The organism is Micromonospora trifolii (assembly GCF_050516465.1).
In the GTDB taxonomy this organism is placed as follows: domain Bacteria; phylum Actinomycetota; class Actinomycetes; order Mycobacteriales; family Micromonosporaceae; genus Micromonospora; species Micromonospora trifolii.
Window position 1 is genome coordinate 2,922,626 of sequence record NZ_CP191526.1, and the last position, 25,624, is coordinate 2,948,249.

The 25,624-nt window shown below is 67.9% G+C and carries 16 protein-coding genes; 12 read left to right on the forward strand and 4 right to left on the reverse strand.

Features of this window, described 5'->3' with window-relative positions; all coding sequences use genetic code 11:
- Nucleotides 1-16: 16 nt before the first annotated feature.
- Together ACQRWP_RS13530 and ACQRWP_RS13535 are read right to left on the reverse strand one after the other, a co-directional pair.
- Nucleotides 17-5,518, reverse strand: a complete 5,502-nt coding sequence (locus tag ACQRWP_RS13530) for a DUF3320 domain-containing protein (RefSeq protein WP_430502573.1) — start codon at nucleotides 5,516-5,518, stop codon at nucleotides 17-19.
- 291 nt (nucleotides 5,519-5,809) lie between these two features.
- Nucleotides 5,810-6,349 (reverse strand): hypothetical protein, encoded by a 540-nt coding sequence (locus ACQRWP_RS13535; RefSeq protein ID WP_430502574.1) that lies wholly within the window; start codon nucleotides 6,347-6,349, stop codon nucleotides 5,810-5,812.
- A gap of 249 nt (nucleotides 6,350-6,598) precedes the next feature.
- Between ACQRWP_RS13535 and ACQRWP_RS13540 the strand changes: the two genes are divergently transcribed.
- The 4 genes from ACQRWP_RS13540 to ACQRWP_RS13555 all read left to right on the forward strand — a co-directional run bounded on the left by ACQRWP_RS13540 (nucleotide 6,599) and on the right by ACQRWP_RS13555 (nucleotide 14,649).
- Entirely contained in the window at nucleotides 6,599-8,635 is a 2,037-nt protein-coding gene (locus ACQRWP_RS13540) for an SAM-dependent DNA methyltransferase (RefSeq protein ID WP_430502575.1), read from the forward strand.
- A 65-nt stretch (nucleotides 8,636-8,700) separates the two neighbouring features.
- A complete protein-coding gene (locus ACQRWP_RS13545) occupies nucleotides 8,701-10,269 on the forward strand; it encodes an N-6 DNA methylase (RefSeq protein ID WP_430502576.1) in 1,569 nt (522 codons plus the stop codon).
- Nucleotides 10,266-11,408 carry a restriction endonuclease subunit S gene (locus ACQRWP_RS13550; RefSeq protein ID WP_430502577.1) on the forward strand — a complete coding sequence of 381 codons (1,143 nt, stop codon included), beginning with the start codon at nucleotides 10,266-10,268 and terminating at the stop codon, nucleotides 11,406-11,408. The genes ACQRWP_RS13545 and ACQRWP_RS13550 overlap by 4 nt, the downstream gene beginning before the upstream one ends.
- Before the next feature lie 31 nt (nucleotides 11,409-11,439).
- Nucleotides 11,440-14,649, forward strand: coding sequence for a type I restriction endonuclease subunit R (locus tag ACQRWP_RS13555; RefSeq protein ID WP_430502578.1), 3,210 nt, complete (start codon nucleotides 11,440-11,442; stop codon nucleotides 14,647-14,649).
- 439 nt (nucleotides 14,650-15,088) lie between these two features.
- On the opposite strand, the gene ACQRWP_RS13560 is transcribed toward ACQRWP_RS13555, so the two are convergent.
- Nucleotides 15,089-15,268, reverse strand: a complete 180-nt coding sequence (locus ACQRWP_RS13560; RefSeq protein WP_430502579.1) for a hypothetical protein — start codon at nucleotides 15,266-15,268, stop codon at nucleotides 15,089-15,091.
- Here ACQRWP_RS13560 and ACQRWP_RS13565 point away from each other — a divergent pair.
- The 7 genes from ACQRWP_RS13565 to ACQRWP_RS13595 all read left to right on the forward strand — a co-directional run bounded on the left by ACQRWP_RS13565 (nucleotide 15,267) and on the right by ACQRWP_RS13595 (nucleotide 23,868).
- A complete protein-coding gene (locus ACQRWP_RS13565) occupies nucleotides 15,267-15,794 on the forward strand; it encodes a DUF4352 domain-containing protein (RefSeq protein WP_430502580.1) in 528 nt (175 codons plus the stop codon). The genes ACQRWP_RS13560 and ACQRWP_RS13565 overlap by 2 nt on opposite strands.
- A gap of 95 nt (nucleotides 15,795-15,889) precedes the next feature.
- Entirely contained in the window at nucleotides 15,890-17,650 is a 1,761-nt protein-coding gene (locus tag ACQRWP_RS13570; protein ID WP_430502581.1) for a DUF6119 family protein, read from the forward strand.
- A gap of 51 nt (nucleotides 17,651-17,701) precedes the next feature.
- Nucleotides 17,702-18,319: a hypothetical protein gene (locus tag ACQRWP_RS13575; RefSeq protein ID WP_430502582.1), complete on the forward strand. Its 618-nt coding sequence runs from the start codon at nucleotides 17,702-17,704 to the stop codon at nucleotides 18,317-18,319.
- 44 nt (nucleotides 18,320-18,363) lie between these two features.
- Complete coding sequence (locus ACQRWP_RS13580) at nucleotides 18,364-19,200, forward strand: ribonuclease HI (RefSeq protein WP_430502583.1); 837 nt, start codon at nucleotides 18,364-18,366, stop codon at nucleotides 19,198-19,200.
- A 90-nt stretch (nucleotides 19,201-19,290) separates the two neighbouring features.
- The gene (locus ACQRWP_RS13585) at nucleotides 19,291-21,744 is read left to right on the forward strand and encodes an AAA family ATPase (RefSeq protein WP_430502584.1); all 2,454 of its coding nucleotides are present in this window, start codon (nucleotides 19,291-19,293) and stop codon (nucleotides 21,742-21,744) included.
- Nucleotides 21,741-22,139, forward strand: coding sequence for a hypothetical protein (locus ACQRWP_RS13590; protein ID WP_430502585.1), 399 nt, complete (start codon nucleotides 21,741-21,743; stop codon nucleotides 22,137-22,139). The genes ACQRWP_RS13585 and ACQRWP_RS13590 overlap by 4 nt, the downstream gene beginning before the upstream one ends.
- A 118-nt stretch (nucleotides 22,140-22,257) precedes the next feature.
- On the forward strand, nucleotides 22,258-23,868 hold the full coding sequence (locus ACQRWP_RS13595; RefSeq protein WP_430502586.1) for a hypothetical protein: 1,611 nt from the start codon (nucleotides 22,258-22,260) through the stop codon (nucleotides 23,866-23,868).
- 301 nt (nucleotides 23,869-24,169) lie between these two features.
- On the opposite strand, the gene ACQRWP_RS13600 is transcribed toward ACQRWP_RS13595, so the two are convergent.
- Entirely contained in the window at nucleotides 24,170-24,454 is a 285-nt protein-coding gene (locus tag ACQRWP_RS13600; RefSeq protein WP_430502587.1) for a hypothetical protein, read from the reverse strand.
- Between the two features lie 533 nt (nucleotides 24,455-24,987).
- On the opposite strand from ACQRWP_RS13600, the gene ACQRWP_RS13605 reads away from it, so the two are divergent.
- Nucleotides 24,988-25,371 carry a hypothetical protein gene (locus tag ACQRWP_RS13605; RefSeq protein ID WP_430502588.1) on the forward strand — a complete coding sequence of 128 codons (384 nt, stop codon included), beginning with the start codon at nucleotides 24,988-24,990 and terminating at the stop codon, nucleotides 25,369-25,371.
- Nucleotides 25,372-25,624 lie beyond the last annotated feature (253 nt).

Sequence of the window (25,624 nt, forward strand, 5' to 3'; positions counted from 1 at the left end):
GCGTGACGCTACCTACTCACGTTTGTCCGGGCGGTAAGGATCGGATCGACAAGCTGTGGCCGTTGGTGATGAGTACGCTGTCGGTGACCAGGCGGTCGATGAGTAGTTCAAGCCGCCGCGAGATGTCCGGTCCACGCCGGGTCCAGCCGTACAGCTTGGCCACATGTGCACTCAGCTCGTCGCGGGCCACGCCACCGGTGTCGCGCACGAGATTCGTCAAGGCGAGTGCCAACTCGTCGTCGTGGACCTGCTCAACGCTGCGGCTGCAGGCGTCGACGGGGCTACGGACTTCGCTGACGACGGCGCCGGGCAAGCGCACGAAATCCCCATCACGGTCGAGACCAGCCTGAAGAATCGCGGCATCGATGTTGTCCCGAATCCGCGACCCGATCCGACCAATGCCCCAGCAGTCGCGCAACCTCTGGTGCATGACCGCGATATGCACCGGCCCTTCGACGTCGGCGACCTCGGCGACGCCGACCCGCATGGCATGTGCGCTGCCGCGTTCGCCGGGATCCGCCCAGTACGGTAAGCGATCAACGATCGCCGTCCGGTACGGCGTCACCCAAGTTGGATGCAGGTCGAGAGCCGCTACTTCAATGGTGACGGCGGGGCGCTCGATCGCCTCTTCCAAGCTGGACAGAAGCCCGCGTACTGGGGCGGCGACGGCCTTCTCGATCGCGGCACGCAGGCGCTCTTCCTCACCGAGCCGGTTGCGATACCAAGCGGTGCCCCAGATGCGGTGCAGCCGCCATCCGAGGCCACGCAGAACCTGCTCACGCAGCCGGTCTCGGTCCCGGGCAACCTTGGAGGAGTGATACTGGAACCCGTCGCACTCGACGCCCAGCACATAGACGCCGGGCCGATCCGGATGACGCACCCCCATGTCGATCCGGTAGCCGGCGGCCCCGACCTGCGAGGTCACCTCGTAGCCCCAGGAGCGGATCACGGAGATGACCGACTCCTCGAACGGTGATTCGGCATCACCGCCGGTGCTGGTGTCCAGCGCCAGTGCCGCGAGGCCACGCTCGGCATAGTCCAGGTAGCGGCGCAGATGCCGCAACCCTTCGCTACCGGCAGCGGCAACGATGTCGGATGCCCGCACGCTGGCGACGACTTCGTTGCGGAAGCGCGCCCGGGTGATGGCCACATTCAATCGCCGCCACCCACCGGCCCGATTCAACGGGCCAAAGTTCATCGTCGTCTTGCCGGCCTCGTCGGGGCCATACCCGATCGAGAAGATCATCACGTCGCGCTCGTCGCCCTGCACCGATTCGAGATTCTTGACGAAGAAGCCGTCGAGCCGGTTGTCGGTGAAGAACTTGTCCAGTTCCGGGCGGTCCTGGCGGGCCTGTTCCACGGCATGCTCGATTGCGGCGGCCTGCGCCTCGGAGAAGCTCACCACACCGAGCGTGAGGTGCGGACGGGTGGTGAAGTGGTGGATGACCCGCTCGGCGACCTTGGCTGCCTCGACCGGATTGTCGCGCGACGAGCCGCGCCGGTAGGTTCCGGCGGCGTGTAACAGCTCCACGCCCACGTCGGGCCCGACGTCCTCGGCGCCGGGGAACGTGATGAGGCGACCCTTGTAGAACGACGAGTTCGAGAAGGCGATGAGCGCCTCGTGCCGGGACCGGTAATGCCAGCGCAGCGTGAGCGCGCGGAACTCCGCAGAGCCTTTCATGAGGTCGAGAACGGACTCGAAGTCGATACCGTCTTCGGCCTCCTCATCCCATTCGTCGCTGTCGTCGGCGACGCCGGCGGTGAAGAAGTTGGTCGGCGGGAGCTGCTTCTGGTCACCGGCCGTGATCAGTGCGCCACCTCGGTAGATGCAGTTGACAGCGTCGGCGGGTGCAACCTGACTCGCCTCGTCGAAGATGACGACGTCGAATCGCATGTCGGACGGAAGATACTGACTGACCGCCAGCGGCGACATCATGAAGCATGGCTTGATCGCCTGAGTGACGTGACGCGTACGCTCCAACAGCAGCCGCACCGGCATGTGCTTTTTCTTCTTGCCAGCTTCGCGGCGGATGACACCCGATTCACCCAGGTTATTGCGAGGCCGACGCGCGTTGCACGCGGTGATGATCCGCGAGGTCGCCGCCCCGATGAGCCCTCGGTCCAGGGCGCGGTACTCGGCCACGAGCGAGTCCCGATCCTCGGCCCGCATGACACGTAGGGCCGCATCCTGATGCAGGTGATGGTCGGCCCACTCCTGCAGCAGGGCTCGCTCCAGAACCAGCGGCACCTGCTCGGCGCTGATGCCCTCGGTGATGCAGAAGTCGATGGCGGTCTCGAGTCCCACGGCGACGAGTTCAGCGCGCGCGCCTTGATACGCGAACCACTCGTCCTGTCCGGCGCTGTCCTCGCGCAAGGCCGCGATGAGGTCGCCCGCCTCCGCGTAGTCGTCGAGTTCGGTGCCGAGTTCCGCGTGCCTGCCCGGTTCGAAGGCCGCCAGCAGGTCGGCACGCGCCGCGGCCCACCGCCGTTCGATGTCGCCGAGTTGGGGCGTTGGGACGATATTGCCCAGCGTCTCCGCCTGAGCGAGGGTCAGGGGCTCGTCGAAGCCCTTCGTGCAGGCGCGCATCTGCGCGGCCCAGTCCAGCGCCGTGTGCACCGACGGCAGATCGGTCCGCTCACCGGCGTACAGCGAGCCGAGGATCGACGAGTAACCGTGGCCGCTTGCCGCGAGCGCGGTGTAGGCGGCGTCGACGGACGCGCGCAGCGCAAGCAGGTGGCGGGATTCGGTGACGGTCAACTGCCGGTTCACCGCCTGGCTGACCGACGCCGCCAGCACAGCCGCCGATCGCAGTGGGGTCAGGTGGAGGCGCAGCCATCCGACTGCCTCTGTGATGGGAAGCAGCGCGAGCTCCGGCCTTGCGGCGGGCAGCGGTTCCGGTGCAAGGCGCGATCGCCAGTCCTGCAACCGCTCGCGCGTCTCGTTGGCGACGGTGAGGACGCTGGCGTTGGGGGTCGCGTCACGAGCGATGTGATCGGCCAGCTTCCGCAAGTCGGTGGTGCGGGCCTGGCGGATCGCGGTGTCCGCAGCAGCAAATGCCCGGGCGATCCGGTCGAAGTCGGTGGAACGGCCGTCGTAGTAGGTGCCGAGGGTTTCCGCATACCGAGCTTCTACCTCGGTGAGGGCGGCTGTGGCCTGCTTCCAAGCAATCGCCAACGGCAGCTGGTCGCGCGCCGACTGCCAGGCGACGCCCGCACAGGTGAACGCCGCTAGAGCACGCTTGTCGGCGCGGTAAGCGCCGCCTAGCTTCTTCATGCCCCGGTGCTCGTGCGCGAAGCGATGCGCCAATCCCTCGACGTCCGCCACGAGCAGGGCATCGGTGTAGTGCGCTGCCGCCGCCTTCTCCGCCTCCAGCAGGGCGGCAATTGCCTGCCGGAGCGCCTGGGCGGCCTGGGTGGCTGCAGCATGGCCCTCGGCGGACAGCCACGCACGTTCCGGACGCTTGTCGCGGCTACCGAGACCGGCCACCGCCAGAGTCGCCTCGGCATCGTCGAACGATACGACGGGCGGCAGGCCAAGCATGACGGCCAGCCCGGTCAGCGAACGGCCGGCGGCCTGCAGTGTCTCGGCGTCGCGCGCGAAGGTGTCGGCAAGCACGATGGCCTGCTCCGAGGTCAGTCCTGCGAGGTGCAGTGGCGCAACCGTGAGGTCGTCCAGCGCGGAGGTGTCGAGGTCCGGTGTGCCTTCCGTGGTGGGAATGTCGGACCAGGAAACACCGGCGGTACGGCTGGCTGCGTCCTGCCGTTCGGCGAGCTCCCGCAGTTCCGCGGCGAGACGATCCGCGGATTCCCTGGCCGGGTCGAGCGCCGTAGCGGTCAGCCACTGCTGTGGCACTCCGGCCGGCCGTACCGCGCAGTGGGCGACAATGCGCGCGAGATCGGACGCCTGGCACAACCGGCTGACGTCGAACGCGGCGGCCAGCTGCGCATGGGCCGCAGTGACGCCGGCCAACGCGTCGAGCGCGGAATCCGCTGCGTAGAGACGCGCGTCCAGGGAGCCGCGATGCGTGACACCCCGCCAGGCGAAGGAGCGTCCCTGAGAAGCGGGGCGCCAGGCCCTGGCCAGCGCTGCAGCAGTGGCCCGCACGGTGCCGAACATCTCGACGGTCAGATCGACCGGCGCGATGCCGCTCATCGGAGCCGCGGGCACGTCGTGCAAGTTGGCGATCATGCCGAGGACGTCGTGCAGCGAGTAGTTGAGCGGCGCCCGCAGCACGTTCATGGCTTCGGCGTATGCGTTCAGCTCCTCGCGGCGGCGCCGGGCATTGTCCAGATCGATGTCGTTCATCCCGCTCGGGGCGACGGGAACGGTCTCCAATGCCTGCCCCAGCGCCGACGCGACCTCCTTTCGCGTCGCCTTGTGCGAATGCAGCTCCAGCAGGTAGGCGCTGAGCCCCACGTCGTGGAGCCGGTTCCGGACCACTTCGAGCGCCGCGGCCTTCTCGGAGACGAACAGCACCCGCTTACCGGCGTGCAGCAGTGCGCCGATCATGTTCGCGATGGTTTGTGACTTCCCGGTTCCGGGTGGGCCGTCCATGACGAACGAGCGGCCTGCCAGCGCGGCGGCGACGCTGGCCCGCTGGGAGGAGTCGGCGTCGAGCACCAGCGGGATCTGCTCCGCCGGCATGTCTCGGTCGATCCGATCGTCGGTCAACTCGTCGAAGAGGAAGCCGGCGCCTCCCGAGCCTCGCCCACCTGTCGCCAGTGCCTGGATCACCGGATGTCCGGCGACAGACGCCTCGTTGTCGAGCAGGTCGCGGTACATCGCCTCCTTCGCGAATGAGAAGTAGGAGAGCGTGACCTCGTCGTTGACCCGCCAACCGGCGTGCTCGGCAACGGCGGCCCGCGCGTCGGCCAGGAAGTCGGCATAGGCGACGTCCTCGAGGTCGTCGACGGACGGCAGCGTGACCATGAGCTGGTTGAGCTTCAACATAAGAGCTGGGTTGACGACTGGATCTTCGTCCGCGCGTTGCAGCAGGGGCAGCTGTCGTGCCCCGGTCGGAACGAGGCGGACTGGGACGAGAAGCAGCGGACTGGTGTACCGCGCTTTGTCACCGTCAGTCCAAGTGAGCGATCCGAAGGCGAGGTAGAGAATCCACAGCCCTCGGTCCAGGAACTCCTGGTTCGACCGGCGCATGAGGTTGCGAAGTGCCGCGCTCAGATCCCCGACCGGCTTGTCCGTGCGGAGGACGTCGGCCCGGAGGCCCTTGCCCGGCGTGTCGAGTTCCACCGCGGGGAGAGCGCGGCCCGCTTCGGTCGACGTCCCCTCGGACTCGTCGCTCGTCTCCTCAGCGGGACGGAACCGGAAGTAGCGGCCGGCGCTCAAACCGGCCAGGACCTCTGCGGCGGCCGGGCCGAGCACCCGGACCGCCCCCGCCTTGCTCAGCCGGAAATTGAGAAGCCGGTTCGTGCCGGAAAGGTTGATGAGACTGTCACGCCATTGATGAATGGTCGCCCGCAGCAGCCGATCCTGCGCCGGAAGGTCCTCGGTGCCGCCCATCCAGGTATCTCCATCCAAACTGCACGAACCAGGTCGTGTTACCGCGCCGCTGATCAGGCGCTCGTCGAGAAGCTGAACGTTCCGTCCGCCGCCCAACCAGACGTCGAGCGACGAACGTTCGGCCGGCCATGTGTGCCCTCAGCCGCGATCCCGCGCATCGGTCGGCGTGCCGGAGCAAAGTGACCTCATCGTTCAGGAAGATCCGTTCGACCGTAGAGGTGACACCGCGGCCCCACACTCGGCCATCCGGGTGATCTTGAAGCGCTGCCAGTTCACGGCTCCCTGACCGACTTACGCCAGGTAGCGGTCCAGAAGGGTGTCGTCGTAGGCGATCTCGTGCCCCAGCTCGCGAAGCGCCGCCTCGATGACGACCTGGTCGTCGAGCGACAACCAGGTCGCCGGCTCGTAATCCATGCCGTACGCGTGGTCTTTCCGGCCGAAGGTAGCGAGCAGGCTGGGCGGTGCCAGTTCCGCCGTGCGCAACCGTGGGTCCGGCCGCCAGAAGAGACCGAGATCGTCATACCAATCGAACGGGACGTCGTCCCCGAGGTCGCTGAACGCCGGCTCACCGTCCATGGCCGCCCGATCATCGAACACGGCCTTGACCAGTGGAAGCGCAAGCGGCGACCGGCGCACCTCACCCAGCGTCTTCGGCTCGACGACCGCCTTGATCAGCTCCACGTCACGCAACGCCACGTCATAGGGGAGGACTGCGAGCCAGTCCTGCGGATCTTCCTTGAAGTGTCGCTTCATCTTGGGTTGCTCGTCGAGCCACGAGCGGTCGGTCCGCCCATAGGTGCCCACGAAGTACCGCATAGTCAGCCCTGCCATTCGATCTCAGTTGTCTTGATTTCGATCTTGGTCTTGCTGCTCCTGATACTCAGTGAGGTCTTCCGCGCGAGTGGGCGACGGTAACCACACCGCGGACGAGCCACGGCAGCCACTGACCGGACTAGAACACACCCCCAAAACGATGAACGGAAACGAAAAGCCGATAATGGGGGTTATCAGCCGGCGTTGTCGACTACGACGGCCATCACGACTACAGTGAGCCTCCTTGATCGCGGGGGAGGTGAGAGCGTGGGCGTTGAGCTGATGTCCTACGGCGAGATCGCCCTGTTGGCACAGGTTGAGCGCCCGGTGGTAACGACCTGGCGGCGCCGACACCCCGACTTCCCCGCCCCGATCCCCGGCAGTAGCGGTCAGCCGCTCTTCCCCGCCGACGCCGTCCTCACCTGGCTGCTGGACCGCCAGCTCGGCAACGCCGATGCCGACAGCTTGCGCGCCGAGCGCGCGATGCACACCTTGGCCGCATACGCCCGGGAGCACGGCGGTCGCCGCCTAGTGCTCTCCCTGGGCGCCGCCCTCTGCCTGCGTCACCTGGCCGGACGGCCATTGCCGGCCGACCCGCTGCCGCTGGCCGAGCGCCTGGACCCCGATGACGAGTTCCTGCTCACCAACCTGCGGGAAGCCCCGGCGTTGGCCGATCTTCCGGGGTTGGTCGAGCAATTGATCGAGGGTGCGTACGAGGCGAGCCGGGCTTACCAGTTCCTGCTCGGCAACTGCGCTCGCTTCGGTTGGCCCGAACTGGCCACCGATTCACTCACTCCCCACCTGGTCACGCTTATCCGGCTCGCCGCCGACGTGCCGGGCCGGCTGCGCACTGGCGGCCACCTCACGGTTGGCGACCCTTACGCATCCGCCGGCGATCTCCTTGCCGCGCTGCTGCTCGGTCAGGAACCGGACGCGTTGAGTTTCAACGCCGCGCAACCGGAGCCAGAGTTGGCCCGTCTGATCCGCCGCCGTCTGCTGCTGGCCGGAGTGCCCGAGTTCAACTTCGCGGTGCTCTCAGACGACCTGAACGACGAGTTCGCCGATGTGAACGTGATTGTCACCAGGCTTCCCTACCAGCCCGCCGAGCTCTGCGACACGGCCGAGGATCTCGCCAGGATCGGCGACATCGCCGATCGCCTCGGCCCCGGTTGCACCGCCGTCGTAGTCGGCCCCGCCGCGAGTCTGGTCGACGCCATACGCGACACCGACGCAGTCGCCAAGCGGGCGAACCTCCTGACCAGTGGTCTCGTCGAGGCCGTGGTGCGGCTCCCTGGCGGCGTCTTCCCCGCCCGCCCCGGCCACTCCGCTGCGCTCTGGACGCTGACCCGCGATCCAGTTCCAGACACCCAGGGCCGTTTACTGCTGGCCGACCTCAGCGGGGGCGCCCTCGATCAGCGCGTCGTGGAGACCGCGGCCGAGGACATTCTGTTGTGGCGCGCCGAGGGACACCGGCGTGACGGCCACGACCCCCGAACGGGCCTGGTGGTCCCGCTCGACGCCCTCGACCTGCGCCGCGGCGCGGCGCTGCGGCCGCCTGGCCCGGCCTCGGTAACCTTGCGTTCCCGGCAGGCCGCCGATCGGCCCGCACTGATCGGCGAGGTCGAGCGCCGTCTCGACGACGCCGAGCAACAGACCATTCGATACGCCGAAGAGCACGGCGCCCTGAACACCGGCGCGGTGCAGCGCGACGGAGTCCGGCCGAGGGAGCTTTCTCTCGGGGCACTGCGCACGGCTCGCCGGGTCCGTCTCCTTCCAGGGCACCGCTTGTTGCCCGAGCAGGTCAGGGCGCGCGGCCACCATCGGGTCATCGGCGCTGTAGAGGTCGTCGCGCAATCGTCGAAGCGCTGGATGGACCGGTTCACGCTCGCCGCCGAGTACCCGCACGTCTCCCTCACGGAACCGGGTGACCTGGTAGTCACCGCAGTGCCCCAGTTCGGTGTCTTCCTCGACGAGGACGGCTTTTCGGTGATCGAGTTTCCGGCCCGGGGTCTGCGCACCTCCCCCGGCGACGCCCTCACCCCGCGTGTGCTGAAGGCGCTGCTGGACACCGCCCGCAACACCACACGTAGCCCCGGCGCGGTGCACGGCCCACGGCTGCGCGACGTGACCATTCCCGACCTGAGCCGGGACGAGGCGGCCCGCCTGGACGAGGTGCTGCGCCGCCTCGACGAACGCGAGCGCCTACTGCAACGGCAGGCCGACCATCTCGCCGAGATGCGCGAACTCGCCGTAACCGGCTTCGCCGACGGCACCCTCACCACTCTGTACGGTACGAACTCCTGAACGAGAGAACGGAACACACAGTGCCCCCACGCAAACGTGCCAATGCACAGGGCGAGTTGCCTGGCATGTCCAGCACCAAGCAGATCCAGGACATCCTGTGGAAGGCCGCCGACAAGCTGCGCGGCTCCATGGACGCCGCGCAGTACAAGGAGTTCGTCCTCGGCCTGGTCTTCCTCAAGTACGTCTCCGACGCCTTCGCCGAGCGCCGCGACCAGATCGCCGACAGCCTTTCCGACATTCCGGAGAACCGCCGCGCCGAGTTCCTCGACGATCGTGACGAGTACACCAGCGCCAACGTCTTCTGGGTTCCCGAGAACGCCCGTTGGGACTACCTGGTGGAGAACGCACCCAGCGGCGTCGGCGAACTGCTCGACAACGCCATGGACGCGATCATGCGGGAGAACCCCGCGCTCACCGGCGTCCTGCCGAAAATCTTCAACCGGGACAACGTCGACCAGAAGCGGTTGAAGGAACTCGTCGACCTGATCAGCGACGCCCGCTTCACCGGCCATGGCGACCGGAAGGCACAGGACGTCCTCGGCGAGACGTACGAGTACTTCCTGGAGCGCTTCGCCCGCGCCGAGGGCAAGCGGGCCGGCGAGTTCTACACCCCGTCCAGCGTGGTGCGGGTTCTCGTCGAGGTGCTAGAGCCCTATGAGGGCCGGGTCTACGACCCGTGCTGCGGGTCCGGGGGCATGTTCGTACAGTCCAAGAAGTTCGTCGAAGCCCGCGCCGGCCGCGACCACGCCCACGACATCGCCGTCTACGGGCAGGAAGCCAACGAGCGCACCTGGCGGCTGGCGAAGATGAACCTCGCCATCCACGGCATGGACCCGGTCGGCATCGGCGACCGCTGGGCAGACACCTTCTCCGACGACAAGCACCCGGACCGGCGGGTCGACTTCGTCATGGCGAACCCGCCATTCAACATGAGCGACTGGGCGCGCCGTGAGAACGACCCGCGCTGGCGCTACGGTGTGCCGCCGCAGAGCAACGCCAACTACGCCTGGCTCCAGCACATCCTCTTCAAGCTCGGTGACAGGGGCAGTGCCGGCGTCGTCCTCGCCAACGGCTCGATGTCCTCCAAGCAGTCCGGCGAGGGCGACATCCGCCGCGCGATGGTCGAGGCGGACGCGGTGGCCTGCATGGTCGCTCTCCCGCCGAACCTGTTCCGCACCACCGCGATCCCTGCCTGCCTGTGGTTCCTGACCAAGGACAAGACCCCGCAAGGCGCGAAGACGCTGACCGACCGGCGCGGCGAGATCCTCTTCATCGACGCCCGCGCCCTCGGCACTATGGTCGACCGCACCGAACGCGTCCTCACCGACGACGACATCGCCAAGATCGCTGACACCTACCACGCCTGGCGCGGCACCATGTCCGCCAAGACCAAGGGCCAGACGTACGAGGACGTGCCGGGCTTCTGCTACTCAGCGAAGCTCGACGAGGTGGCAGCCCACGACCACGTCCTCACCCCCGGCCGCTATGTCGGCGCCGTCGAAGCCGAGGAAGACCCCGACGCCGAGCCACTGGCCGACCGCGTCGAGCGCCTCACCAAGGAGTTGTACGCCCATTTTGACGAGTCGACTCGCCTGCAGGGCGGTATCCGCCGACAGCTCGGAGGGCTCCGTTGATTCTTGAGGAGTTCTCGCTCAGTGATGTGACCATCAACTTCGACCGGCGTCGGAAGCCGGTCAAATCGGCCGAACGCTCCGCCGGTCCGTATCCCTACTATGGGGCATCCGGAGTGGTGGACCACGTCGCTAACTATCTCTTCGATGGCCAGTATCTTCTGGTCGCAGAAGACGGGGAAAATCTTCGAACCCGGAAGACACCCGTAGCCTTCATCGCCACAGGAAAGTTCTGGGCCAACAACCACGCACATGTGCTACAGGGCAACGATCTCGCCAATACCTACTATCTCGCCTATGCCATTGAACGGCTGGACATCTCCGGATACTTGACCGGGTCCACACAGCCTAAGCTTACTCAGGCTTCGCTCAACAGCATCCGGGTGAGCCTGCCTCAGAGACATGAACAAGATGCGATCGTCGCGGTGCTTCGTGCGCTAGACGACAAGATTGCGGTCAACGACCGCATCGCCGAGTGTTCGCTGGCGCTCGCTGACGCACACTTCAGCCGCGCAGTGGAGGGGGTTCCCACCGGGCCGGAGACTTTCGGCTCCCTCGCTCAGGTGGGTGGAGGTGGGACGCCAAGCACCAAGGTTCCGGAGTACTGGGACGGCAACATCGCTTGGGCGACACCGTCGGACGTGACAGCGCTAGGAGCTCCATATCTCTTCGGCACGAGCCGGAGGATCACGGATGCGGGACTCGACAACTGCGCATCGGTGTTGTACCCCGCTGGCTCAATCTTCATGACATCGCGGGCTACTATCGGGGCATTCGCGTTTCCGCGGGTACCAACCGCTGTAAATCAAGGTTTTATCGTGGTGGTGGCACCCGATGAAGAACTTGCAATGTGGTTGTTCCATGAGATGCGGGATCGCGTCGACGAGATGCGCAGTTTGGCGAATGGATCCACATTCCTCGAGCTGAGCAGGAAGAACTTCAAGGCCATGGGCGTTCGACTGCCGACACCCGCCGTGCGCAAAGAATTTGCAGGGAAGGCCATCCCACTACACCAAAGGGCTGCGGCCGCCACAGCCGAGAACGCAACCCTTACCAAGTTGCGAGACACCCTATTGCCGGAGTTGATGTCCGGGCGGTTGCGGGTCAGGGACGCCGAGAAGGTTGTCGAAGAAGCGGTCTAGCTAAGTAAACGGTTCAGGGGGAGGGGTTGGGATGGGTGTGGGCGGTTGGATGGGCGAGGCGGACTGGGAGGCGCTCGCGCTGGATCAGCTCGGTGAGCTCGGGTGGGAGCCGGGTGCCGGGAAGGACTTCGCGCCGGGGTCAGGGCAGCGGCAGACTTGGGCCGACCTCGTGCTCGTCGAGGACCTGCGAGCGGCGGTTGAGCGGCTCAACCCCGACCTGCCGCCCACGGCGGTCGCCGACGCGGTGCGGGCAGCCACCGACGTGGCGTCGCGGGAGGCGTTCGCCGAGAACCGGACGGCACACGAACGGCTGGTCCACGGCATCCGTTCGATCACGTACACCGACGCATTCGGTGCCGAGCACAACCCCACCGTGCGCCTGGCCGACCTGGACGACCCCGGCCGCAACGTCTACCGGGCGATCAGCCAGGTCACGATCGTCGACGGCGACTTCCGGCGCCGGTTCGACATCGTGCTGTATCTCAACGGTCTGCCGGTCGCGATCGTCGAGCTGAAGAACGCCACCGACGAGAACGCCACCCTGACGGGCGCGCACGCCCAACTTCAGGCGTACCTCGCGGAGTTCCCGCTCGCCTTCCGGCACGCCGTCCTGTGCTTGATCTCCGACGGAGTCACCGCGAAGTACGGCACCCCGTTCACCCCCTACGAGCACTTCGCGCCATGGAACATCGACGACGAGGGCGAGCGTGTCGACACCACATCGCCCGACTACGACGGCCCGGAGGCGCTCACCGTCGCCCTCTACGGGCTGTTCAACCAGCGGCGCTTCCTAGAGTTGACCGGCGGCTTCGTCAACTTCACGTCGAAGGCGAAACGGATCGCCAAGGCCCACCAACACTTCGCGGTGATCCGGGCCGTCGAGTGCATCGTGCGGGCATCGCAGAGCGACGGGAAGGCGGGTGTCGTCTGGCACACCCAGGGCTCAGGCAAGTCCGAGGAGATGGTGTGCACGGCGGCGCTGACCGCCCGCCACCCCGCCCTGAAGAACCCGACCATCGTGGTGCTCACCGACCGCAATGACCTCGACGACCAACTCTTCGACACGTTTCTCGACAGCCGGACGCTGCTGGGCCAGGAGCCGGAGCAGGCCGACACCCGCGCCGAACTGCGGGACAGGCTCTCAAACCGGAACGCCGGCGGCATCATCTTCACCACGTTGCAGAAGTTCGGGCGTACGAAAGAGGAGCGCGACGCCGGCCGGCCGCATCCGCTTCTTTCCGACCGGCGCAACATCCTGGTGATCGTCGATGAGGCGCACCGCAGCCACTACGACAGCCTGGACGGCTACGCCCGGCACCTGCGTGACGCGGTGCCGCACGCCACGTTCATCGCCTTCACCGGTACCCCGATCGCCACCGCCGAGGTGAACACCCGCGCCGTCTTCGGCGACTACATCGACGTGTACGACCTCAAGCGTGCCGTCGACGACGAGGCGACCGTGCGGGTCTACCACGAGCCGCGGATCATTCCGGTGTCGCTGCCGCCAAACATCGACCCGGAGAGCATCGACGAGCAGGTGGAGAAGCTCACCGCCAGCCTGGACGACGCCGAGCGGCGTAAGGCCGAGGCGTACGCCGCCACCATGAATACCGTCTACGGTGCTCCCGACCGGGTCGAGACCCTTGCGAAGGACCTCGTCGAGCACTGGGAGAAGCGGCGTGAGCTGATGCGGCCACAGCTCGGCGGACCGGGCAAGGCCATGCTCGTCTGCGCGACCCGGGAGATCTGCGTCCGCGTCTTCGACGCCCTCGAGGAGCTGCGGCCCGACTGGGCGGACTCTGCCGTCGACAAGGGCAGGATGAAGATCGTCTTCCATGGGGTGCCCAGCGACAAGGAGGTGCTGCGCCCGCACCACCTGCGCCCGTCGCAGCAGAAGACCATCCAGGCCCGCGCCAAGGACCCGGACGACGAGCTGGAGCTGCTGATCGTGCACTCCATGCTGCTCACTGGCTACGACGCGCCGCCGATCCACACCATCTACATGGACCGGCCGATGAAGGGCGCCAACCTGATGCAGGCGCTCGCCCGGGTCAACCGCCGGTTCCGGGAGAAGCAGGACGGCTTGCTGGTCGGCTACGCCCCGCTGACCGAGAACCTGCGCAAGGCACTCACCGAATACACGCCTAGCGACCAGGAGGACCAGACCCTCGGCCGCGAAATCGAGCGTGCCATCAGTGAGGTGCACAACGAGATTTCGGTCCTCGAGGCCATGCTGGCCCCGGTCAAGTGGCGGGAGATCCTGGCCGACGAGAAGGACCCGACCCGCTGGCGCCGGGCAGTAAAGAAGGCCGCCAACTTCCTGCGCAACCCGCGAACCCCCGGCAACGACGTCGAACCCGGCACGCAGCCGCTGCACCGGCGTTTCCGTGACTCAGCGGGCCGGCTGGAACGGTTCTACACGCTCTGCGCGACCAGCCGCGACTTCGTCGACCGTGCCGGCGACATCCAGCGAATGCGCCGCGATATCCACTACTTCCGCGACGTCCGGGTCTGGATCGTTAAGGAGGAGGCCGCCGACCGGGAGGCCAAAGGCCTGCCCAACACGGCCGAGGTAGAGCGCTACCTGTCCCAGCTCGCCGCCGAGGTGGTCGACGCCGCCGACATCACCGACATCTACGAGGAGGCGGGCCTCGGCAAGCTGGACATCACCGAGCTCAACGGGGTGGCGTTGCAGCGCCTGCAGAACTCGGAGACCCCGCACCTGGCCGCTGCGGCGCTGCGCCGGCTGATCGAGCGAAAGATACGCGAGGTCACCAAGCACAACGTGGTCCGTCAGGAACGCTTCTCCGCCCAGCTCGAAGACCTGATGAACCGCTACATGCGTCAGCAGCTGACCAGCGCGCAGCTGATCGTCGAACTGGTCGAGCTGGCCAAGCAGGTGTCCGCCGACGCCCGGCGCGGCCACCAGTTCGACCCTCCGCTCAACCATGCCGAACTGGCCTTTTACGACGCCGTCGCCCAGAACGGAGCGGCTACGGAGCTCATGGGCGTCGGCACCCTCGCAGAGATCGCACGAGAGCTGGTGAAGTCGATCCAGTCGTCGATCACGGTGGATTGGTTCTCCCGCGAGCCAGTACGCGCCAAGCTGCGCAGTCACATCCGCCGGCTGCTGGCACGCTACGACTACCCGCCTGACCACGAGCGCACTGCGGTCGACTTGGTCATCCGACAGATGGAAACCTTCGCCAACGAGTGGTCACCCCGGGCGACCGCGAAATAGCCGCAACGGAACTCGCGAGCCGCTCTCCGGCAGGACCAGCGACGGCCGCTGAAGCACCAGGGCAAGCTGCCCGACCAGGCCAGCAGACCTGTGCTCAAAGCCCTGTTGGCCGAGGAGCCCGAACTTGTCCCCGTAATTGGATCTCTTTCCGGCATTAGGGACATCGACCTGCCGGCGCCGGGCAAGGCGGCGACGGCGGAGGAGCGAGCTGGACGCGTCGGGTCACCACCAGCCAGTCGACGACCTCCCATGCCTTGAACAGTGGGCGACTGCGGTCGACCTGACAGGGCTGTGGGAAGCCGGGGTACCGGCGGCGCCACGTGGTGACGACGGGCCGTCGCACGACGGCCAGGATGTCGGTCTCGTGCAGCGTAATGAGGTCTGCGCTCGCCTCAAGCACGTCTAAACCCCCTGCCTCGGGTCACCGCTAGGTGCGTTGTCAGCAGAACGCATGGGATCGTTTTGCGCCGCATTGATTGGTAACCGGGGTTATCAACGCTTCGGCGCCTGCATGTTGGACTCCAAGCCGTGGCTCCTGCTGTGATTCATGGGCGTCGACAAAGCGCCGATCCGGCGAGTCGACCAGCAATCCCCCTTCTTCCGACAGGAGCTTCAGCATGCGCAAGATCGCTACCCTCGGCCTGCTCGCCACCGGCCTCATCGCGCTCGGCTGCGGTGCCGGCACCACCGATGACGCAACCAGCAAGGCCGACGCCGGCGGCGCCAAGGGCGACGACAAGCCGAAGACCGCGAAGGTTGGCGAGCCGGCCCGGGACGGGAAGTTCGAGTTCACGGTGAAGTCGTCCAAGTGCGGCGTCGCCAAGATCGGCAGCGAGCCGCTCGTCCAGAAGGCGCAGGGCCAGTTCTGCCTGGTCACGCTCAACGTGAAGAACATCGGCAAGGAAGCGCAGATGTTCGACGGCAGCAGCCAGAAGGCGTACGCGGCCGACGGCACCGAGTACTCCGCCGACACCGGTGCGGCGATCTACGCGAACAAGAACGCCGAGACGTTCCTCAACGACGTCAACCCCGGCAATCAGGTCAACGGCGTCGTGGTCTTCGACATCCCGAAGAACGTCAAGCTCACCAAGCTCGAGCTGCACGACTCGATGTTCTCCGGCGGCGTCACCGTCGCCCTGAGCTGACCCCTCGCGCCGAGGGCGGGACCCGCGAAGCCCGTCCTCGGCGCACCCCTCCCCCGCACCACCGCCACCCCGATTCTCAACGCGAGGAGATCGACGTGCGCCGTGCGAGCCAGCCGACCACGCCCAGACCGACCAACCGTCGTGTCGTCCGCAAGGACGTCACCCGTCCGCCCTACGAAGCGCCTACCCTCTTCGACCTCGACCTGCCCGAGCGGCCGGAGGGCACCTATCTGACGTCGGTTTACCAGCTCGAACGGGTGACGCCGACCGTCGAAGGTCTCCATGAGGCGGTGAACCACCGCTACGTGCGACAGCACGATTTCATGATCGAGGAGCGCCTGGTCGCCGGTGCGCCGGCGCTGCTGGTGCACGGGACGGTGCCGCGCGAGCGGGCCGACTGGTGCGACGTGCTCGCCTCGTTGACCGGGGAGACGATCGACCTGGGTTTCAGCAGTGGCGGTGCCGCGCTGCTCGTCGCGGTCGACGACCACGTCTACGCACTCGCCTACGGCACCGTCGGCCGCCACATGGTCGATCTGGACCTGGCCAACTCGAGCTTCGGGATCGGCTTCGCGGTGCGCTCGCTCGCCCCCGACGAGATCAAGCAGGTACGCCGGCGGGTGTTCGGCACCACCGGCCGCGTCGACCGCAACATGGTCCCGGGCGGTCAGCACATCCGGATGTACGGCATCGACAAGTGGGGCGAGATCGTCGGCCAGGTCTGCGGGCGGACGTTCAACCCGAATCTCACCGTCTGCCGGTCCACCGGCAAGGCCACCCCGGTCGGGGGCAGCGACACCCTGCGCATCCACCTCGGTGTCGAGGCCGCGAGTCTGCTCGCCGACCTGCGGGAGATCGACCGGGTCTACAGGCAGGAAGCACCCTTCGCTGACCTGGAGTTCATCACCCAGATCCGACCGGTGCCGGCCGGGGATCCCCGGCTGTCGATGGTAGAGGAGCAGTTGGATCGGCTGCTCAGGTTGCCAGATCCTGTGGAGGTCGGGCTGGCCGTACCGGGCCGGGTCTTCAGCGAGATCGAGCGGATCCGGTCGTACAAGCTTCGGGTGCCGAAGTCCTGTCTCGCTCCGGCGCGTCTGCCGGAGCTCACGATGGCGGACGTCCTCGCGCAGACCGAGGGCGTCCCGGACGGCGAGCGGTGGGCGTCGCTCTGCAACGGACGCGTCACCCTCTACGCGGATGCGGCCGGCGCGGAGGAGATTGGCTCGACGGCCGCCTCGCGGTGGATCACCGCACAGCTCGCCCACGGTGAGAGTCAGCTCCTGCTGCACGAGGGCGGCTGGTACGAAATCGGCGACCAGCACCGCAAGTTCCTCCGCGACGAGATCGAGCAGATCCTGGCCGGACCGGCCAGCTTCGCGCTCCCGGCCTGGACCGCCGACCTGTCGGACGAGGAGGCGTACAACGTCCACGCTGCGCGGGTCTGCGGTCTGACCCTGCTGGACCGGCGGCTGCTGCGGACGAGCCAGCACCACCGCGGTTTCGAGGCCTGCGACCTGCTCGGGCCCGGCGACGAGCTGATCCACGTCAAGCGGGCCAAGGGCAGCTCGGCCTTGAGTCATCTCTTCGCCCAGGGCGCTGTGTCGGTCGACGCGCTGCGGTACGAGACCGACGCCCGCACCGCACTGGTCGAGATGGTCAAGCGGCAGCCGTGGGGGCGAGTCGTCGACCTGAACTTCCAGCCCCGCAAGGTCATCTACGCGATCGCGCTCGGCTCCGGCAAGCCACTCACCGTGGACTCGCTCTTCACCTTCGCCCAGGTCGCGCTCTACCGGGCCATGAAGTCACTGCGCAACGAAGGCGTCGAGGTCGAGGTCGTCGGCATCCCGTCGGTCTGATCCCTTCACGACATCAGCTCCACAGCTTCCGACTCAACAGAGGAGAGAACCATGACCGAGCCCCACCACCAGCCGAACCCGCCGGCTGAGCCCTCGGCTCAGCCCGAGACCGTGGGCGCAACGAGCCCGCAGCCCGCCACCCGCAAAAGGTCCCAGGTCCGGTGGGTCATCGCCGGTGCTGCCGTTCTGGTGTTGCTGCTCTGCTTCGGCGGCTGCGGTGTGCTGCTGACCACAAGGAACGGTGAGGAGTCGCCCGATCAAGGGAAGGCCGCCCCCACCGCTGCTTCCCAGTCGCGGGCCGGCACGTCCGCCCCGACCAGTGCCGCCGCACCGACTACCGCGCCCGCGACGACAGTGCCAGCCGCACCGGTCTATGACACTCCAGCTAAGGGCGACTTCAAGCTCAAGGTCAAGACCCTGCGGAAGCAGTGCTTCGGCAGCGCTGGCTGCAACATCACATACCGCATCGACGTCACCTACACCGGCGACGGCCTCGACCCCTCCGTCACCTACGAGGTGACGTACGAGGTCAAGGGCGCCGAGGACCCGATCATCAACACCTTCGAGGTGACCGGCGACTCCGCCTCCGTCCAGCAGGAGGAGACGGCCAGCACGAAGCGCTCCCGCGACAAGCTGACCGCCGTCGTGACCGACGTGACGGAGCTGTGAGGACTCAATGAGCGTGCCCCCATCACAAGACGTCAGGAGGCGTCGTGCGCCCCGATGAGTTCCTCCGCGCCCTGACCCAGCTCCCCCCGCCCCTGCACGACCGCGTCCTCATCCTTCGCCCCTACACCCGCGCCACGCGTTGCGACGACTGCCAGGGCATCGGTGATGCGGTCCACCTCGCCCTCACCGCCGCCCACTACGACGAGCTGACCTCCGCCGCCGAGCTGCTCGACACGGCCGAGCGCCTCGCCGCCGCGCACACCGAACACTCTGGGCGCAAGGCCGACTGCCTGCCGCTTCCCGACCAGGACCGTGGGCGTGGCAGGGTGCTCCGCTGGGCGAAGGCGGCCGGTCCGCTGGTGGCGGCGACCGACGCCAGCTGGAAGGGCCGCGCGGGTGGCATCGGGTACGTGGTCAGCGATGGCCACTACGGTCTGCTCGGGCGGGGCACCGGCCGGCTCGACCCGACCGGCAGGTCCCGGGTCCTCGTCGACGAACTGCGCGCGGTCGACTATCTGCTCACCGGGTATGAGGAAGTGCCAGCGGGCATGACCGTGCTGCTGGACAGCCTGACGGCCGTGCGATACCTACACCGCTGGCAGGCCGGCGAGACCGACGCGATGCCCGCCGGCTACAGCCTGCGGCAGCGCCGCTGGTCAGACAAGCCGACCCTGGTCCGGCTCGCCGAACAGGTGGCCCAATGCCCCGACGTGACGTTCGCGCACGTTAAGGGGCACAGCGGCCACGCCCTCAACGAGGCCGCCGACGGCCTGTCGCACATGGCCCGCCGCCGGCGGGAGGAGTCCTTCGATCTGCGTCCTCGGGCGCACGCCCTGGTCGACGCGTTCCTGCGCGACTGGCACGCGAACGCCACGGTCTGACCGCGACCGCGGTAGCCCGCACTTCCACCGCTCACCCCGGGCGGGCCGACGAGCCGTCGGCCCGCGGACACCACACGCCTGGAGACCACCATGACCCAGCCTCCGCAGTCCACCACGCCCCTGATCGAGCTGATCTTCGACCGACTGGCCGCCGCTGACGGCGTACCGACCGAGACCGCCGAGCTCGTCCTCGCCGCCCTCACCGGCGAGGACGACCTGAGCGCCGCGCTCGCCGGCACTCCCACCCGGCTCGACCCCCGCTCCCCCGCCGACGACGGTCCGGCGGAAGGGATCTGGTTGAAGTCGGTGACCGTCGCTGGGTTCCGTGGCGTCGGCCCGGAGCGGACCATCCAGATCGGCCCCGGGCCGGGTTTCACACTGGTCGTCGGCCGCAACGGCTCCGGCAAGTCCAGCTTCGCCGAGGCCGCCGAGCTCGCCCTCACCGGGGACAGCGCCCGGTGGGCCGACAAGACCAGCGTCTGGCGTACCGGGTGGCGCAACCTGCACAACCCGGACCCGTGCTGGGTAGGTGTGGAGCTGCGGGTCGACGGGGTGGCCGCGCCGACCCGGGTGAACCGCGCCTGGCCGGTCGGGGCGGAACTGGCCGACGCCGAGGTGACCGTTACCAGCGCTCAGGGCCGGCATGCGGACCTCTCCGAGCTGGGTCTGGCCCGCCCGTTGGAGCTGTACCGGCCGTTCCTCACCGCGGCCGAGCTGGGCAAGCTCGCCGCCGGAACGCAGAGTCAGCTCTTCGACGCCCTTTTCGCGATCCTCGGGCTGGACGCGCTCACCGACGCCGACCAGCGTCTGTTGCGCGCCGCCCGGCCGCACGACACCACCATCAAGGAGGTACGCGCACAGCGCGCCACCCTGGTCGCCACGCTTGACGGGATCGTCGACGAGCGGGCCCGGCGGGCCGCCGCGCTGCTGCGTGGCCGGGGCGCGGTCGACCTCGCGGCAGTGACGGCGATCCTCGACGAGCCGGACGAGGCGACCACCGACCGGGAGGTGCTGCTCTGTCGGGAGCTCGCCGCCCTCGCCCCGCCGCCGGTCGACGAGGTGACCCGGCTCGCCGGTCAGCTGCGGGACGCGGCGATCGAGGCCCAGCGGTACCACGGTGGCCGGTCCCAGGCCGCGCTGCGTGGCGCCGAACTGCTCCGCCTGGCGCTCGAACATCACGAGGACGAAGGCGACGGGTCGTGCCCGGTCTGCACCACCGGCAGCCTCGACGGTGGCTGGCGTGCCGCCGCCGCGCAGTTGCTCAGCGAGCTTCGGCAGCGCAGCGTCGCTGCCCAGACGGCGACGACCCGGCTGACGGCTCTGCTGCGGCAGACGCACCACCTGATCGACGACCTCGCGGCGCCCGAGGGTCCCGGGTCGGAGCCGACGGTCGGGGCCGTGTGTGACGCCGTTGTCGCGCTGCGGCGCGTACCCGGGGAGCCGGGCGACCTGGCCGACCACCTGGCCGCGCGGTACCCGGCGGTGGTGGCTGCGGTCGACGCGGCGCGTGCGTACGCCGAGGGATTTCTGCGGCAGCGCGACACCGGCTGGCGGGCGGCGGCGGCCGACGTGCGCGAGTGGGTGGCATCCGCCGGCGGACTGCCGGCGCGGGAGGCGACAGTGGCCCGGTTGAAGGCCGCGCGCGCCTGGCTGAAGGACGCCGGCGCGACGATCCGCAACGAGCGGGTCGCGCCGTTCGCCGGGCACTCGCAGCGGATTTGGGCGCAGCTGCGGCAGGAGAGCAACGTCGAGCTGGGGTCACTGACGTTGGAAGGCGCGAACACCCGGCGGCGGGTGGTCTTCCCGGTCAGCGTGGACGGCGCCGACAACGGCACGGCGCTGGGCGTGATGAGTCAGGGTGAGATGCAGGCGCTCGGGCTGGCCACGTTCCTGCCCCGCAGCTGCGCGCCGGAGAGCCCGTTCCGGTTCATCGTGGTCGACGACCCGGTGCAGAGCATGGACCCGTCGAAGGTGGACGGTCTCGCGCGGGTGCTCGCCGAGCTGGCCGAGCAGCGGCAGGTGGTCGTCTTCACCCACGACACCCGGCTGCCGGACGCGGTCCGCCGACTCGATCTCGGCAAGGCGCGGATCATCGAGGTGACCCGCGCGGAGAAGTCGGTGGTGACGCTGCGGCCCGGCTCCGACCCGGTGACCCGCTACCTGGACGACGCGTACGCGTTGGCGCGCAACGCGGAGATCCCCGCCGACGTGCGCGGCCCAGTGGTCGCGGAACTGTGCCGCTCTGCGGTCGAGGCGGCCTGCCACCGCTCGGTCTGGCGGAACCGGGTGGCGGGGGGTGTCCGGCACGTCGACATCGAGGACGCGATCGAGGACGCGTCCCGCCGGCTCGCCACCACAGTCGCCCTGGCGGTGTTCGACGACGCCGATCGGGGCGGTGACGTACGCAACGAGCTGCTCCGTCGGCACGGACGGCGGGCCGTCGACGCGTACCAGGCGTGTCGGGAAGGTGTGCACGGTGCGTACCTGGCGGACCTGCCCGGCCTGGTCGCGGACGCCCGCCTCCTCGCGGCGGTGCTGTCGTGACCGCGCCGACGCCACAGCGATGCCTGGCGGCGGCCGATCAGCTGCTGCGCGGGGCCGGGCTGCTCGGCGCCGCTGCCGTGACCGCAGGCTGGTGGCCGCGGGCCTGCGCCTGCCTGATCCGGCTCGCCCTCGAAGGCGGCGTCGACGCCTACTGGCGGCGGGTGAAGCCGGCCGTGGCGGCGTGCCGGCAGGGCCGCGCGAAGCAGTTGATGCTGCGCGGCCGGCTCGGTCCAGGCAGTGAAACCGCTCGTCGGGTGGCGTTCGCCTGGGCGACGCTCTCCGCCGCCACGCACCACCACTGCTACGAGCTTGCCCCTGGCGCAGCGGAGCTGCGGCGCCTGCACACCGAGGTGAGCGCCCTGCTCGCACAACTGGAGCCCACGACCCGCCGGTGATCTGTTCAGTCACTCGCGTGTGGACCTTACGCGCGATGAGGTACCGCTCCGGATGAGCCAGGGTGACCACGTTGACACGTAATGTGATGCTCTTGCTGTCGATCATGAAGGACGTGGGATGGCACCCGAAGCCGAGGGATCCGAGAACCAACTCTCCAGACTCGTTGACAACGGCACCCTCGACGCCACGGTCCTCCCCGACGACGAGCCGACCGTCAGCCTCGTCGAGATCGAGCCGGGATTGGCCGTGCTCTTCGGGGACCAGCCGCCCATCGGCTTCGACGTGATCCCTTTCGAAATGATGAGCGCTCACGCAAACCAAGGCCTGACCGACAAGCTCGCGATGGCCTCGGGCATCGGCAATGTCGCGGCGCAGGGCGCCCAGGGTGCGACCACGGTGCAAGGGCTCGTGCGTCTGGCGCCCGAGACGTTGCAGGCGCTCAAGACCGCGCAACCGATGACGTCAGGCGGCTGGAACCTGGGTGCACTTGTCACGACCAACGGGAAGATCGCCAACCTGGTGCGCTGGGCGCCCGTGACAGGGGCGCAGACCGCCTCCATCCTCAGCGCTCTCGGGCCGGCCGCCGCACTCCTGGCACTGCAGGTGCAGCTGGCGTCGATCTCACGTCGACTGGACGAGAACGTCCAACTGACTCGTGACGTTCTTCGGGCGCTGCACGAGGATCAGTGGGCGACGCTGCTCGGCCTGCATGAGACGACGCTGCGCGCCGTACGTGAGGCCCAGGCGGCCAGCGGCGTCAACGACCACGTCTTCGCCTCCATCGCGACCAGGGACGCAGACCTGCGCAAGCAACGGCACCTCTTCACGTCGCTCGTCCGCCGGCACATCACGGCGCTCGATACTGACGGGCAGAGCCGTCGCACCTACGTTCAGAAGAACGTCGACCAGATTCTCGCCGACGCTCACGGCATGCTCATGGCGGAGTGGTCCTGGTATCGCTTTCAGGTGTTGCGCGCGGGACACATCAGCCGCGACGAGGCCCATGCCGCCGAGAACGAAGGCCTGCTGGCCGAGTTGGTCGCCGAGACTCAGCGTGAGCACACCCAAGCCATGGGGGACGTGGCGAATCTGCTTGCCGGTCTTGAACGTCAATGTCGTCTGATCGCTGAACTTCCGGCCGAGTTCAGTCTGCCGTTCACCGCGAAGCGCCAGGACATCAAATCCGCTGTCGACATGGCCGAGGCGTTGGCCGAGCGGGTGGCAATTCTTCGCAACCGTGTGCACACCCAAACTGCTCCGCTGGATCCGCCTCTCACCGTCTTCGCCGAGGCTGTGCCAGATGAGGTGCTGCGAATCCTCCGATGGGTCGTGCCTGGCGAGGAACCCCTGCTGGCCATCGCCGATGTCAACCTCGACCGCCTCGTCGGCGAGGACGCCTACCTGGGAGTGACACCCGCACGTCTCTTCATCTCGGCACAGAGTTCAGTTCGCAAACAAGGCACGATCGAGCGCGAGTTCCCTCTCGCGGACGTTCGCTACGTGCGGTTCCGCGAACGCGACAAGCGAGGCCCAGTCCTGGACATCATCACGACGGACGAGAACATCAGGCTCACCTTCGACGACTGGGCCGGCAAGGGGCAAGGGTTGGACGACAGCCGTCGGCTCGCCAATCTCCTGGCCGCCGCGATGGATCTGCCCGAGACCGAGCGGCGTACCGACCCGCTGCTGAGCGGCGGTTCCTCGACTGAGCGGGCGATCACCCGGTAACCGGCCGCGACCGGATCGACCTGTATCTGGTCCACTGGCCGAACCCCAGGGTCGACCGGTACGTGCAGGCGGGGGGCACCCTGCTCGCGGGGATCGGCAGGGCCTCCTGCCCAGGTGTCGGATCCCCGGCCCGGAGCACTACGACCCCGACGAGGCCCCCTAACTTGCGGCACCATCGCCTGCCACTCTGGCCAGCCCGACAACGTCCCGGCGTCGCCTGCTCGGCCGGCGGGGCGACCCGGGCAATTCCGGATCGGTGCCCTCCCGGTGGCCGTCCGCGAACGACCACCGGGAACGCTGGTCAACCGGCCCGATAGGAGAGGTAGTAGCCCTCGTACGGCCAGCTGTGGAAGTTGTTGAGCTCGGACGCAGCGCCGGTGCAGTCGGAGGTCCGGTAGCCAGAGACGGAACCGAAGCCGTTCCAGCCGATCGCCCAGATCGCCTTGGCCGGGACCGGGCGGCAGATACCGTCGGGCGTGGCCTGCCTGCCTACGATGATCTGCGTGTAGGCCTGGTAGAAGACGAGGCCGGTGTCGGGAACCTTGAGCGTCTCGACAGCGGCTGCGGGCGACGCCGGTATCGTCACGGCCAGTGTGGTGACCAAGGCGGCGGCGAGACCCGCAGCGATTCGGCTGGTAAATCTGCGCATGAGCTTCCCTTCCTAACGGTGTTCAGGGACGGGACCGGAGCTCGTTCAGCCCAGGGATAGATTTATTTGCATCGATTATGTTCCCCGTGTCAACCAACCCGCCGCTGATCGCTGTCGCTGAGCGGCCCGAACGCAGAGCTGGCTGCGAGCTGGTCGCCTGCTACCCGAGTCGCGGGGGCGTTCGGAGTTGGCCGGATCGGCCGGCGGCCGGGTTCCCGGCTGGCGTCCTGCCGTCAGTGGCCGTAGGCGCCACGGCCTGCGGTGCGGGAGCAGCTCTCGCCCTGACCCCTGACCCCTGACCGCCGACCGGTGGTCCTGCTGTCGTCGCAAGCCGCGGAGATCGTGACGCATTGCCCACATTATTGCGAATGATGCGGCCGTCCACCTGGGCGGTAGCGCAGGTACTTGACGGCGCAACTTTCCGGCGGTAGCTTGGGTTAATTTACGCTCATCAATGAAAGTAGGTAGCCGTGCTGTTGAAACCCTTCGCCATCGCCGGGGTCATCGCAGGTGTGCTGGCTGTTGCCCCTCCTGCCTCGGCGGCACCCCAGTCGGGGGCCGGCGTCTACCCGCCCGGGAACTGCCAGCCGGGCACATTCTGCGTCTGGCCCCACTGGGACCACCCGAACGGGGTTCCTACGGCGACTCCGTCCCTGGTGACCACCACGGAGTGGACCGGCAACATCACGGGTTTCAACTACTACAACTACACGAACCGGAACGCCGAGATAAGCTGGTCGTTCACCACCCAAGGAATGACTCTCACCGGCACGGAATGCGCTACTCCTGGTGACGGATTCTTTTACGTTCCCATGACCGTGACGAAGGTGAGTTGGCGAACGCACGTCTGCTGAATCCCGCCGTTTTCTGCCTTCCGGGATTCGGTGCTCCCGCTTTCCCGGTGGTCTTCGTACCGGGACGACCATCGGAAAGCGGGCGGCGAGCCCCTTCGGGTACCGGTCGTCGAAGAGCCTCTCACCCTTACCTTCCAAGAACGTGCAGGTCCAGCCGGTCATCGTCTCGTTGTGACCCGTGGCAGCGTCCTGGTCGTTCGCCTCCTCGACGGCCGCGGGCGGGTTGCTCGTTCCGTCGCGTGCGCCCCGACAT